This window comes from Streptomyces sp. NPDC028308, from assembly GCF_055565855.1.
Genome location: NZ_JBVHTO010000001.1, coordinates 783,004 through 795,239, shown reverse-complemented (window position 1 = coordinate 795,239; position 12,236 = coordinate 783,004). Strand labels below are relative to the sequence as shown.

Sequence of the window (12,236 nt, the reverse complement as noted above, 5' to 3'; positions counted from 1 at the left end):
TGGGCTTTGAGAGCCAGGTCACAGAAGGTACTTCTCCCCCGCTTGCGACCACCACTAGTAAAAGGGGTCATTGCGGACGCCCGGCGGGCCTGTTTCTCTGGAGGAGTCGCCAGGCGCCGACGTGCCCTCCCGGGTCGCGGCGCCGCAGTGTGCCCCCGCCGCCTCCGCGCGGTCCCGGCATGCCGGCGCGTCCCCGTCCCCGAAGAAAAGGTGCTTCGTGTCCGTCTCCGTCATCCGTCGCGTCGCCTCCCCGAAGAAGGCCCTCACCGCCGCCGGCCTGGCCGCCCTCACGACCGGCGTGGTGCTGGTCGCGGCCCCCGCCCAGGCAGCGACGACCTCGGTCTCCTCCGCTCAGTCGATCGCGCACAAGATGATCCCGGACGCCGCGCAGTACAACGCGTTCAGCAAGATCGTCGAGCACGAGAGCGACTGGAACGTCACCGCCACGAACTCCTCGTCCGGCGCCTACGGCCTCGTCCAGGCGCTGCCCGGCAACAAGATGGCCACCAAGGGCTCCGACTGGAAGACCAGCGCCGAGACGCAGATCAAGTGGGGCCTGGACTACATGAACGACCGCTACGGCAGCCCCGTCGGCGCGTGGAACTTCTGGCAGAGCCACGGCTGGTACTGAGCCGCACCCACCGGCGCCGTCGGCGCCCCTGGCATGACGCCGGACGCGGGGCCACGACTCCCCCGGCACCCCCGTACGCGAAGGCGGCGGCCCCTGATCCCCGGGCCGCCGCCTTCGCCGTGCTCCGGGCGGCGCCCCTCGCGGGTCAGAGCCGCTGGATGATCGTCCCGGTCGCCAGCGCCCCGCCCGCGCACATCGTGATGAGCGCGAACTCCGCGTCCCGGCGCTCCAGTTCGTGCAGCGCCGTCGTGATGAGCCGCGCACCGGTCGCCCCGACGGGATGCCCGAGGGCGATCGCGCCGCCGTTGACGTTGACCTTCTCCAGGTCCTGCCCGAAGACCTGGGCCCAGCTCAGCACCACCGACGCGAACGCCTCGTTGATCTCCACGAGGTCGATGTCCTTGAGCGACATGCCGGCCTTGCCGAGCACCGCCCGGGTCGCGTCGATCGGCCCGTCCAGGTGGTAGTGCGGGTCGGCGCCGACCAGCGCCTGGGCGACGACGCGGGCCCGCGGGCGCAGCTTGAGCGCCCGCGCCATCCGCTTCGACGCCCACATCAGGGCGCAGGCACCGTCGGATATCTGCGAGGAGTTGCCCGCGGTGTGCAGGGCGGTCGGCATCACCGGCTTCAGCCGGGCCAGCGCCTCCATGCTGGTGTCCCGCAGCCCCTCGTCCCGGTCGACCAGGCGCCACATGCCCTGCCCGGCCCGCTGCTCCTCCTCGGTGGTGGGCACCTGCACGGCGAACGTCTCGCGCTTGAAGCGCTCCTCGGACCAGGCGATCGCGGCCCGCTCCTGGGAGATGAGCCCGAGCGAGTCCACGTTCTCCCGGGTCAGCCCTCGCCGGCGCGCGATGCGCTCGGCGGCCTCGAACTGGTTCGGCAGGTCGACGTGCGCCTCCTCGGGGAAGGGCTTGCCCGGACCGTGCTTGGACCCCGAGCCCAGCGGGACGCGGGACATCGCCTCGACCCCGCAGCTGATCCCGATGTCGATCACGCCGGCCGCGACCATGTTGGCGACCATGTGCGAGGCCTGCTGCGAGGAGCCGCACTGGCAGTCGACCGTCGTCGCCGCCGTCTCGTAGGGCAGGCCCATGGTGAGCCAGGCGGTGCGCGCGGGGTTCATGGACTGCTCGCCGGCGTGGGTCACCGTGCCGCCGACGATCTGCTCGACGCAGTCGGCGTGGATGCCGGTGCGGCCGAGGAGTTCGCGGTAGGTCTCGCCCAGGAGGTAGGCGGGATGCAGGGGGGCGAGCGCGCCGCCGCGCTTGCCGATGGGGGTGCGTACGGCTTCGACGATCACGGGTTCCGCGGCCATGGGTCGTCCTCTCCTTCGGGCCGGCCCGGCGTGGCTCGGCCCCGCTCACCCGCGCGGCGCGGGCGTCCCGGCCACCCGCCACGCTGAACTAGTACGCGTTCTAGTTCTGCGTGCAGTCTGCTGAGCGGAGGGCCGGTGCCGCAAGGGTCGTGCATCCCCCGAAGTCGCGATCCGCACGAAGTCCGCACGCAATTCGGGGCCCCGCACCCCTTGCCACTTGTAGAACCCGTTACTACCTTCACGACAATTCGTATTCCTGATGGACCGTCAGAATCCGGCCGCCACCCAGCAGGACGCGCGACACCTGGAGTTGCCGATGCCCTGTCCAGCGCTGCCCGACGGGTTCGACTTCACCGACCCCGACGTGCTCCACCACCGCGTCCCCCACCCGGAGTTCGCCGAACTGCGCCGGGTCGAGCCGGTCCACTGGATCCCGCAGCGGCGCGGCGTCGCGGGCTTCGACGACGACGGCTACTGGGCCGTCACCCGGCACGCGGACGTCAAGTACGTGTCCACGCACCCCGAGTTGTTCTCCTCCTGGGTCAACACCGCCATCATCCGGTTCAACGACCGCATCCAGCGCGAGCAGATCGAGGTGCAGCGGCTGATCCTGCTCAACATGGACCCGCCCGAGCACACCCGCGTCCGCCAGATCGTGCAGCGCGGCTTCACCCCCCGCGCGATCCGGGCCCTGGAGGACGCGCTGCGCACCCGCGCCGGGCAGATCGTGGAGCGGGCGCTCGCGGGGACGGGCGCGGACGGCACCTTCGACTTCGTCACCCAGGTCGCGAGCGAGCTGCCCCTTCAGGCGATCGCCGAGCTGATCGGCGTCCCGCAGGACGACCGGGCCAAGCTCTTCGACTGGTCCAACAAGATGATCTCGTACGACGATCCGGAGTTCGCGGTCAGCGAGGAGGTCGGCGCCGAGTCGGCGACCGAGCTCATCTCGTACGCGATGAACATGGCCGCCGACCGCAAGCAGTGCCCGGCCGAGGACATCGTCACCCGACTGGTGGCGGCGGAGGACGAAGGCAACCTCGCCTCCGACGAGTTCGGGTTCTTCGTGCTGGTGCTGGCCGTCGCCGGCAACGAGACGACCCGCAACGCCATCACCCACGGCATGCACGCCTTCCTCACCCACCCCGACCAGTGGGAGCTCTACAAGCGGGAGCGGCCGGCGACCACCGCCGAGGAGATCGTGCGCTGGGCCACGCCCGTCGTCTCCTTCCAGCGCACCGCCACCCAGGACGTGGAGCTCGGCGGCAGCCGCGTCAGGAAGGGCGACCGCGTCGGCATCTTCTACTCCTCGGCCAACAACGACCCGGAGGTCTTCGACCGTCCCGAGGTCTTCGACATCACCCGCGACCCGAACCCCCACCTCGGCTTCGGCGGCGGCGGCCCGCACTTCTGCCTCGGCAAGTCCCTGGCCACCCTGGAGATCGACCTGATGTTCCGCGCGATCGCCGACGCGATGCCGGACCTGCGCGCGGCCGGCGACCCGCGCCGCCTGCGTTCCGCCTGGCTGAACGGCGTGAAGGAGCTGCGGGTCACCCCGGGTTAGCTTCTCCGCGTCCGGCTCCTCGCGGCTGCCCGGACGCACATCCCGGACACGGACCGGCGGCCTCCCGGCGCCGCCGGTCCTGCTCGCGGGAGGCAGGGGCGTCCCCCTACGCTCCGCCCCTGCCTCGCCCGAGCCCACGGACGGCCGAAAGCCGCCGAACGTTTCCGGTCCGCCGGGCGTCTTCACTCGTGGCCCATCCGCCCCGACTCCGCGAAGACGCCGAACGGACAACGCCGAACGTGATCCCCGCCGCCCCGTCCACCGTCCCGCGGACCCGCACGGCCGGTCCCCGGAAGCAGGTCGTCCGCACCCTGCGGGACCGTCACCGCGTACCGCTCCTCGCCACGCTCCCGGTCCTGCCGCTCTACGCGCTCTGGTGGGTCTTCCTCGCCACGGGCGGCGGCGACCTCGCGGCGCAGGAGGCCTGGGCGGACTTCGTGTCCCGGCACGGCGGATCGGCGTACAACCTGTCCTGGTACGGCGGGATGCACACCGTCAACTACAGCCTGCTGTCCCCGTACCTGATGGCCGCCGCCGGCGTGCGCACGGTGACGGTGGCCGCCGGGCTCGCCGCGTCCTGGCTGGCCGCGGTCCTGCTCGTGCGCACGGGGATCCGGCGGCCCGCCGGGCCCGCCGTCCTTGCCTCGCTCGCCCTGTGGTGCGACGTCGCCTCGGGCCGGACGACCTTCGCGCTGGGCGTCGCCCTCGGCCTCGCCGCCTGCGTCCTGCTGACGGGTCAGCGGCGGGTGCCGCTCGCCGTGGCGTACGCGGCGCTCGCCACCATGGCGAGTCCCGTCGCCGGGCTGTTCCTGGTGGTCGTGGGAGCGGGGCACCTCCTCGCCGGGGACCGGGTGCGGGCCGCCACCCTGCTGGTGCCGCCCTGTGCGGTGGTGGGGCTGACGACCTGGCTGTTCCCCTTCACCGGGGAGCAGTTGATGCCGGCGGACCGGGTCTGGCAGCCCGTGCTGCTCGGCCTCACGGTGACCGCGCTGGCGCCGCGCGACTGGCGGGTGGCGCGGTGGAGCGGCGCCGTCTACGCGGGTGGGACCGTCCTCGCGTACCTGGTCGCCTCGCCGGTCGGCACCAACGTGGAGCGGTTCGCGGAGCTGTTCGCGCCGGCCGTGCTGCTGGCGGCCCTGCTGTCCGCGCCGTCGCTGCGCGGAACGCGGCGCCGTCTCCTGGTCGCGGTCCTCGTCCTGTCCGTCGTCTGGGTCGGGCGGAAGACCGCCGACGACCTCGCGGTGTCCACCCGCGTGCCCGCCTGGGCCGCCCGCACCGACGGGGTCGTCCGGGCGCTGGAACGGCTCGGCGCCGACCGCACCCGGGTCGAGGTGGTCCCGGCCCGCGACCACCGGGAGGCCACGGCCCTCGCCCCGCACGTGAACATGGCGCGCGGCTGGAACCGCCAGCTGGACATGGAGCGCGGGCGTCTCTTCTACGACGGCTCGTTCTCGCCGGCGGCCTACCGGGGCTGGCTGGACCGCTGGGCGGTGGGCTTCGTCGTCCTGCCGTCGGCCAGGCCCGACGGGTACGCCGAGGAGGAGGCGCGTCTGGTGGCGAGCGGGCCCGGGTGGCTGGAGCCGGTCTGGCGGGACGCGCACTGGCGGGTGTACCGGGTGCGCGACGCGGTGCCGCTGGTCTCGGCGCCGGCCACCGTGCTGCGGACGACGAGCGCCGAGATCGACGTGCGGATGCCGGGCCCCGGCCGGGTGCTGGTGCGCGTCGCCCACTCGCCGTGGCTGCGCGTGGAGGGCGGCTGTCTGGCCCGGCACGGCGAGTTCACCGAGCTGACCGTGTCCGGGCCCGGCGAGTACCGGATCAGCTCGCGGTACCGGGCCGCACCGGCTCCGGCTCGCTGCGCACCTCCGCGGGCGGCGCCGCCGTCCGGATCCGGGGGCCCTGAAGCAGATAGGTGACGCCGAAGCCCGCGCCCACCACCATCGCGCCGCCCACCGCGTCGAGCACCCAGTGATTGCCGGTGGCGACGATCGCGCCGAGGGTGAACAGCGGATGGAGAGCGCCCAGCGCCTTCATCCACCAGGTCCGGGCGAGGACGACGACCACCAGACCGCACCACAGCGACCAGCCGAAGTGCAGGGACGGCATCGCCGCGTACTGGTTGGTGAGCGCGGTCAGGGTGCCGTAGTCCGGCTTCGAGAAGTCCTGTACGCCGTGCACGGTGTCGATGACGCCGAGCCCCGGCATCAGCCGCGGGGGTGCCAGCGGGTAGAGCCAGAAGCCGACGAGCGCGAGCAGGGTGGCGAAGCCGAGCGCCGAACGGGCCCAGCGGTAGTCGGCGGGGCGGCGGGCGTAGAGGACGGCGAGGACGGTCAGCGGGACGAAGAAGTGGAACGACTCGTAGTAGAAGTCGAAGAAGTTCCGCAGCCAGCCGACCGTCACCACGGCGTGGTTTATCCCGTGCTCGACGTCGATGCGCAGGAACCGCTCCACCGCGAGGAGCTGCTCGCCGTGCCGCTCGGCTCCGGCCCGGCCCCCCGAGTTGGTCCCGCCGGTCGCGGCGAGCCTGACCTGCTGGTACGCGGCGTAGCCGACCCGGATCAGCAGCAGTTCGAGGAGCAGGTTCGGGCGGGTCGGCACGCGGCCGGGGACGGGCAGCAGCGGGACCCGGCGGAAGCGGGACCGGCCGGGCGCCGCGTACTCGGTGGGGACCGGGTCCCGGTACCAGGGCGAGGTGCGGGGCAGGAACGGGACGGCGCAGGCGGCGGCGAGCGCGGCCACCAGGACCGCGTTCTCCCGCAGCGGGTGCAGCACCGTCAGGTTCGGCAGCATCATCCTCGCGGGCAGCGTCGTCACCAGGACGATCGTGACCGGCCACACGTAGCGGTCGGAGGCCCTGCGCCCGACCCGGCCGACCACCGCGAGGAGCAGCCACAGCAGCTGGTGCTGCCAGGTGGTGGGCGAGACGGCGACGGCGACGCAGCCGGTGACCGCCACCGCGAGCAGCAGCTGTCCGTCGCGCGCGTAGCGCACCGCCCGGCGCAGGCCGACGACGGCGACGGCCGCGCCGAGGACCAGGAAGAGGCCGGTCTCCAGCGGCCCTTCGAGGCCCAGCCGCAGCAGCGCCCCGTGCAGGGACTGGTTGGCGAGGTCGTCCGCCCGGCCGCCGAGACCGGCGCCCGCCAGGTGGTGCACCCAGTAGGTGTACGAGTCGTGCGGCAGCGCGGCCCAGGCGACCACCGTGCACGCGGCGAACGTCGCCACGGTGGAGACGGCGGCGCGCCGACGCCCGGTGAACCAGAGCAGCGGGGCGAAGAGCAGCACGGTCGGCTGGAGGGCCGCGCCGGCGCCGATCAGCACGCCGCTCAGGCGCTGCCCGCGCACGGCGAGGCAGCCGAGCAGCACGAGCAGGACCGGGATGACGCTGGTCTGGCCGAGGTGGAGGGTGTTGCGCACCGGCAGCGACAGCATCAGCAGGCTGACCGCGACGGGCGCGGCGAGCAGGCGGGTGCGGCGGGTCACCGGCGGCGGCAGGGCGCGGGCCGCGACGAGACCGAGCGCCACGACGAGCAGCAGCGTCCCGAAGGTCCACCCCCAGCCCAGCGCTTGTTCAGCCGAACGAGTGAGGGGTTTGAGGACCAGACCGGCGAACGGGGTGCCGGTGAACCGGGTCGAGTCGTACAGGGAGCCCTTCACGTGCAGGACGCCGTCCGCTCCGACCCAGGTCTCCAGGTCGGTCAGCCGCTCGCCTCTGGGGGTCCCGAGGACGACGGCCACCTGCCGCAGGGCGAGGACGGCCGCGACCAGCCAGAGCAGCACACGGGCCGCCTCCAGCCGTGCGCCGGCCGTCCCGCCGGGCCCCGCTCCGAGGACCTCTCCCGGTCGTCCTCCGCGCTCCGCATCCGCCACGCCGTCTCTGACCTCCCCGCCCCCGTCGTTACCGCCCGTATGTCCGTGTCCGAACCCTATGCGCCACGCGTCGCCCCTCGGGAAGAGACGCGGGCACCCCCGCGGTCACCTGACGTCTGCCCGCCTTTCGTCCGAAAGGCGACCCCCCGCAACCCGTTCCGGTTCCGCCCCCGGCCGCGACAAAGATCACAGAGCGTCCCCGGGGAAGCGGGCCGATCCTGCGGCGTCCTGCCTGCTTATGCGGTGTTCACGCACGTCCCGCAACCAGGTGTACACAGCACGTAAAGCGGAGAAGTGCACCTATGGTCGGTTTTCGGCTCGCTTTCCCAGGAGCCGTGTCCCTGTCCCCGTCGAAAGGCAGGCGAGCGGAATCTTGCCGACCGTCACCCCCCACGCTCCCGTCGCGTCCGCCGGCCCCACCGGCCCCGGCCGGCCGGAGGTCACCGTCACCGACCCGGCCCTGGTCCGGCGCGCCGTGAAGGCAGCGGCGCTCGGCAACGCGATGGAGTGGTTCGACTTCGGCGTCTACAGCTACATCGCCGTGACGCTGGGCAAGGTGTTCTTCCCGTCCGGCAACCCGACCGCCCAGCTGCTGTCGACCTTCGGCGCCTTCGCCGCCGCCTTCCTCGTGCGGCCCCTCGGCGGGATGGTCTTCGGCCCCCTCGGCGACCGCGTCGGCCGGCAGAAGGTCCTCGCCCTCACCATGATCATGATGGCGGCCGGCACCTTCGCGATCGGGCTCATCCCGTCGTACGCCACCATCGGCGTCGGGGCGCCCCTGCTGCTGCTCGCGGCCCGGCTGGTGCAGGGCTTCTCGACCGGCGGCGAGTACGCCGGTGCCTCGACCTTCATCGCCGAGTACGCGCCCGACCGCAGGCGCGGCTTCTTCGGCAGCTGGCTGGAATTCGGCACCCTCGCCGGTTACATCGGCGGCGCCGGCCTGGTCACCCTGATGACCGCGCTGCTGTCCAGCGAGGACCTGCTGTCCTGGGGCTGGCGCGTCCCGTTCCTGATCGCCGGCCCGATGGGCGTCATCGGCCTGTACCTGCGGATGCGGCTGGAGGAGACCCCGGCGTTCGCGGCCGAGCTGGCGAAGGCGGCGAAGAAGGAGCACGACCGCCCGAAGGTGCCGCTGCGCGAGCTGGTCGCGGGCCAGTGGAAGGCGCTGCTGCTGTGCATGGGCCTGGTGCTGGTCTTCAACGTCACCGACTACATGTTGCTGTCGTACATGCCGAGCTACCTGACCAGCGAGCTGAAGTACGACGAGACGCACGGACTGCTCGTCGTGCTCGGCGTGATGGCGCTGATGATGGTCGTGCAGCCCTTCGCGGGCGCCCTGACCGACCGCGTCGGACGCCGTCCGGTGATCGCCGCCGGCTGCCTCGGCTTCCTCGCGCTGTCCGTCCCGGCCGTCCTGCTGATCCGCCAGGGCAGCCTGCTCGCGGTCGCGCTCGGCATGGGCGCCCTCGGCCTGCTGCTGGTCTGCTTCACCTCGGCGATGCCCGCGGCGCTGCCCGCGCTGTTCCCGACGAAGGTGCGCTACGGCTCGCTGTCCATCGGCTTCAACGTCTCCGTCTCGCTGTTCGGCGGGACCACGCCGCTGGTGGTCACGGCCCTCATCGGGGCGACCGGGAACATGATGATGCCCGCGTACTACATGATGGCGGCGGCCGTCATCGGCGGCGTCGCGGTGTGGTTCACGGCCGAGTCGGCGGGCCGCCCCCTGCCCGGCTCCGCGCCGTCCGTGGAGCCCACCGGACACTGACGGCCCCCGGTACGCCCTCGGCCCGTGGAATCGCGCCGGGGGCCGCGCACCGTCCCGCCCGGTGCCGCCTCCCCCGCCGCCCGCGTGGCCCCCTGGGCCGATCGGCTGACCGGTGCCGGGCGGAAACCGGAAAAGGCGCTGACAACCGCCCCGTACGCGACTAGATTCGGCGGCATAACTAGTTAGGACAGCTAACTAGACATACGAAAGGCATGGTGCATGAGCGATGCTCAGCTCTGGGACGCGGTCGACGCCTACTTCACCGAGCTCCTCTCCCCGCCCGACGAGGTGCTGACGGCCGCGCTCGCCGACAGCGACGCCGCCGGGCTGCCCGCCATCAACGTCGCGCCGAACCAGGGCAAGCTGCTCCAGCTGCTCGCCCAGCTCCAAGGGGCCCGCCGGGTCCTGGAGATCGGCACCCTCGGCGGCTACAGCACGATCTGGCTGGGCCGCGCGCTGCCCGCCGACGGCCGGCTGGTCACCCTCGAATACGACGCCGCCCACGCCGAGGTCGCCCGCGGCAACCTCGCCCGCGCCGGCCTGGACAAGATCACCGAGGTCCGGGTGGGCCCGGCCCTGGACTCGCTGCCCGCCCTCGCCGACGAACACCCCGAGCCGTTCGACCTCGTCTTCATCGACGCCGACAAGGTCAACAACGCGCGGTACATCGAGTGGGCCCTGCGGCTCACCCGCCCCGGCAGCCTGATCGTCCTCGACAACGTGGTGCGCGGCGGCCGGGTCACCGAACCGGGCGGCGGCGACCCCAGCGTCGAGGGCACCCGGGCCGCCCTCGAACTGATCGCCGGCCACCCGAAGTTGAGCGGCACGGCGATCCAGACGGTGGGCAGCAAGGGCTACGACGGCTTCGCGCTGGCCCGCGTACTGGACTGACGTACCGTCAGACCTCGTGGTAGAAGCCGACGTTGACGCTGCGCGGGCCGGTGCGGTCCTGGACGACCAGCTCCCCGGAGCCGCCCGCGGGCAGCTTCGCCGTCCCGCCGTACGGCAGTTGCTGCGGCGGCAGGCCCGCCAGCGTCAGCCGCACCTCGGAGGAGGGGTCGGGGTGCGAGCCGCGCAGCCAGGTGACCTGCCAGGTCCCGTCGGGCCCGCACAGGAACTCCAGGTGCACCCGCGAGACGAACAGCCAGTCGTCGGGCGTCGCCAGCCGGCAGACCGCCTTGTCCCGGCCCACCCGCAGCACGGCGCCCGGGTCGCTGGGCGCGTCGGCCATCAGCATGCCGGCCGTCGCCCCGGCGTCCGCCCCGGAGACCGAGGCCATGGTGAGTTCGAGCACGTGCGCTCCTTAGAGGCTCAGCTGTCCGACCGTCCCTGCGCGGGGCGCTCTCGACGCGCCGCCGCCGCATGATAATTCGCCACGAGGCCGTCCGGGTGACATCCGGCACAATGGACTCATGACCGAGCGAAAGCCCCCCGGCGTCAGCTTCGAGTCCTGGGTCGACCGGCAGATCCGCGAGGCGGAGGCGCGTGGGGAGTTCACCGCGCTCGCCGGAGCGGGCCGTCCGCTGCCCGACGTCACGGACGCCCCGTACGACGAACTGTGGTGGGTCAAGCAGAAGATGGCCCGCGAGGGACTGTCGGTGCTGCCCCCGACGCTCGCCCTGCGCAAGGAGGCCGAGGACGCGCTCGCGGCGGCGTCGGCGGCGCCCTCGGAGCGGGCCGTGCGCCGGATCGTCGAGGACGTCAACGCCAAGATCCGCGAGATGATGTTCAAGCCGCCGCCGGGCCCTCCGCTCGGGCTGAAGCCGTACGACGTGGAGGAGATCGTCCGCGACTGGCGCGAGCGCCGCCGGACGGCCTGACCGGCGGCACGACAGGGCCGCGCGGAGATCACGGCCCCTCGGACCCGCGGCCCCTCGGCCCCTCGGCCCCTTGGACCCTCGTACTCCGGCCCGGCCTCGCGGGACCCCGTCCGATCCCGACGCCCGCGAGCGCTCGGCGCCGTACATGGGCGGGCGGGCGGCGCGTCGCAGGCCCGTCCCCTTCGGTGACACGCGGTCTCACGGCCCGTGCCGGGCGAGGCGTCCGCGCGTGGGCAGGGACGGCCCCCGGCGCGTGCCGGGGGCCGTCCCATCGGTTGCTCTTCGGGGCTCGCTCCGCACGGGTCGGGCGCCGTACGGAGCGTTCTCCATACGGCGCCCGACGCGCGCGGTCAGCTGTGCAGCAGGCGTTCCGCCATCTCGCGGTAGTCCCGCAGGGCCAGCCGCAGCTGCTCGGTGTCGGCCGTCGCGCCCTTGCTCTCACCCGAGGTCTGCCAGGAGGAGCGGAGCGCGCGCCGCCGCTGGGTGATCGCGTCCGTGAACCGGGCGGCGACCTCCTCCAGCACGTGGTCGGCCTCCTCGACGGACGCCCGGGGCTCGTCGATGAACCCGCCGACGGCCTGCTGGAGCCGCTTGGCGAGCTTGTCGGACTCCTCGTGCGGCAGCAGCGGCGAGTCACCGCCGCGGGACGTGTCGCCGGTGCGGGACGTGTCGCCGGTGCCCGTGCGGGCCCCCGCGGTGACGCCCTCGCCCGTCGTGCGGCCGGTGCCGACCGACGTCGTACCGGACGTCTCGTGCGGGGTCCTGGTGCGGCCCTCGGCGGCGGCGCCGGCCTTCTCGCCGACTCCCGTGGCGGAACCGCGGCCGTCCGCTCCGGTGCCCTCGCGCCACGCGGTGCCCGCGGTGCCGTCCTCCGCGCCGACGCCGTCACGGTCGCCGATGCTCTGATGCCCCGGAGCCGTCCCGACGCCGTCACGACGGTCACGGTCGCCGATGCTCTGGTGGCCCGGGGTCGTCCCGACGCCGAGGGCGCCCGTCGTCGTGCCGGTCCTCGGAGCGCCGGCCGTCGCGTCGGTAGCCGGCGTGCCCGCGAGCGTGTCGGCTCCCGGGGCCCCGGTCCTGCCGTCGGCCTCGCGGGCCGCGGCCGTCGCGCGCGCCTCGGCGGTCTCCCGGCTCGTGGCGGCGTCGCCGGTCACGTTCCTGGGGTCCGCCGAACCCGCTCGGCCCGGCGTCCGGGGAGTGGTGCCGTCGGCGCCCGGGCCCTCGGACCCCCGTGCCGTCCCCCGGCGCTCCGCGCCCTCGCCTGTCACGTCTGCCAT

The 12,236-nt window shown here is 73.4% G+C and carries 10 protein-coding genes; 6 read left to right on the top strand and 4 right to left on the bottom strand.

The window, feature by feature from the left end:
* Positions 1–217: 217 nt before the first annotated feature.
* On the top strand, positions 218–631 hold the full coding sequence (locus ACZ4VA_RS03350) for an aggregation-promoting factor C-terminal-like domain-containing protein (protein ID WP_355787283.1): 414 nt from the start codon (positions 218–220) through the stop codon (positions 629–631).
* A gap of 145 nt (positions 632–776) precedes the next feature.
* On the opposite strand, the gene ACZ4VA_RS03345 is transcribed toward ACZ4VA_RS03350, so the two are convergent.
* Complete coding sequence (locus ACZ4VA_RS03345) at positions 777–1,946, bottom strand: steroid 3-ketoacyl-CoA thiolase (RefSeq protein ID WP_356168237.1); 1,170 nt, start codon at positions 1,944–1,946, stop codon at positions 777–779.
* 316 nt (positions 1,947–2,262) lie between these two features.
* Here ACZ4VA_RS03345 and ACZ4VA_RS03340 point away from each other — a divergent pair, with 316 nt between their 5' ends.
* On the top strand, positions 2,263–3,507 hold the full coding sequence (locus tag ACZ4VA_RS03340) for a cytochrome P450 (RefSeq protein ID WP_355784795.1): 1,245 nt from the start codon (positions 2,263–2,265) through the stop codon (positions 3,505–3,507).
* Positions 3,508–3,749: 242 nt separating this feature from the next.
* Entirely contained in the window at positions 3,750–5,423 is a 1,674-nt protein-coding gene (locus ACZ4VA_RS03335; RefSeq protein WP_468079636.1) for a hypothetical protein, read from the top strand.
* On the opposite strand, the gene ACZ4VA_RS03330 is transcribed toward ACZ4VA_RS03335, so the two are convergent.
* Positions 5,326–7,374 carry a bifunctional glycosyltransferase 87/phosphatase PAP2 family protein gene (locus ACZ4VA_RS03330; RefSeq protein ID WP_355784789.1) on the bottom strand — a complete coding sequence of 683 codons (2,049 nt, stop codon included), beginning with the start codon at positions 7,372–7,374 and terminating at the stop codon, positions 5,326–5,328. The two genes, ACZ4VA_RS03335 and ACZ4VA_RS03330, sit on opposite strands and share 98 nt — an antisense overlap.
* A 373-nt stretch (positions 7,375–7,747) precedes the next feature.
* Between ACZ4VA_RS03330 and proP the strand changes: the two genes are divergently transcribed.
* Both proP and ACZ4VA_RS03320 read left to right on the top strand, forming a co-directional pair.
* Positions 7,748–9,139 (top strand): glycine betaine/L-proline transporter ProP, encoded by a 1,392-nt coding sequence (proP, locus tag ACZ4VA_RS03325; protein ID WP_389389456.1) that lies wholly within the window; start codon positions 7,748–7,750, stop codon positions 9,137–9,139.
* A 219-nt stretch (positions 9,140–9,358) separates the two neighbouring features.
* On the top strand, positions 9,359–10,030 hold the full coding sequence (locus ACZ4VA_RS03320; protein ID WP_468079468.1) for an O-methyltransferase: 672 nt from the start codon (positions 9,359–9,361) through the stop codon (positions 10,028–10,030).
* 7 nt (positions 10,031–10,037) lie between these two features.
* On the opposite strand, the gene ACZ4VA_RS03315 is transcribed toward ACZ4VA_RS03320, so the two are convergent.
* Positions 10,038–10,433 (bottom strand): hypothetical protein, encoded by a 396-nt coding sequence (locus ACZ4VA_RS03315; RefSeq protein ID WP_355791400.1) that lies wholly within the window; start codon positions 10,431–10,433, stop codon positions 10,038–10,040.
* Positions 10,434–10,551: 118 nt separating this feature from the next.
* Here ACZ4VA_RS03315 and ACZ4VA_RS03310 point away from each other — a divergent pair, with 118 nt between their 5' ends.
* Positions 10,552–10,959, top strand: coding sequence for a DnaJ family domain-containing protein (locus ACZ4VA_RS03310; protein WP_355791403.1), 408 nt, complete (start codon positions 10,552–10,554; stop codon positions 10,957–10,959).
* A 350-nt stretch (positions 10,960–11,309) separates the two neighbouring features.
* Here ACZ4VA_RS03310 and ACZ4VA_RS03305 read toward each other — a convergent pair whose 3' ends face one another.
* On the bottom strand, positions 11,310–12,236 hold the full coding sequence (locus tag ACZ4VA_RS03305; RefSeq protein ID WP_389389458.1) for a hypothetical protein: 927 nt from the start codon (positions 12,234–12,236) through the stop codon (positions 11,310–11,312).

Excerpts from the sequence above, each read along its gene's own strand:
- ACZ4VA_RS03345 (WP_356168237.1), bottom strand. The coding sequence starts at position 1,946 with ATGGCCGCGGAACCCGTGATCGTCGAAGCCGTACGCACCCCCATCGGC.
- ACZ4VA_RS03340 (WP_355784795.1), top strand. The coding sequence starts at position 2,263 with ATGCCCTGTCCAGCGCTGCCCGACGGGTTCGACTTCACCGACCCCGAC.
- ACZ4VA_RS03320 (WP_468079468.1), top strand. The coding sequence starts at position 9,359 with ATGAGCGATGCTCAGCTCTGGGACGCGGTCGACGCCTACTTCACCGAG.
- ACZ4VA_RS03310 (WP_355791403.1), top strand. The coding sequence starts at position 10,552 with ATGACCGAGCGAAAGCCCCCCGGCGTCAGCTTCGAGTCCTGGGTCGAC.
- ACZ4VA_RS03305 (WP_389389458.1), bottom strand. The coding sequence starts at position 12,236 with ATGGCAGACGTGACAGGCGAGGGCGCGGAGCGCCGGGGGACGGCACGG.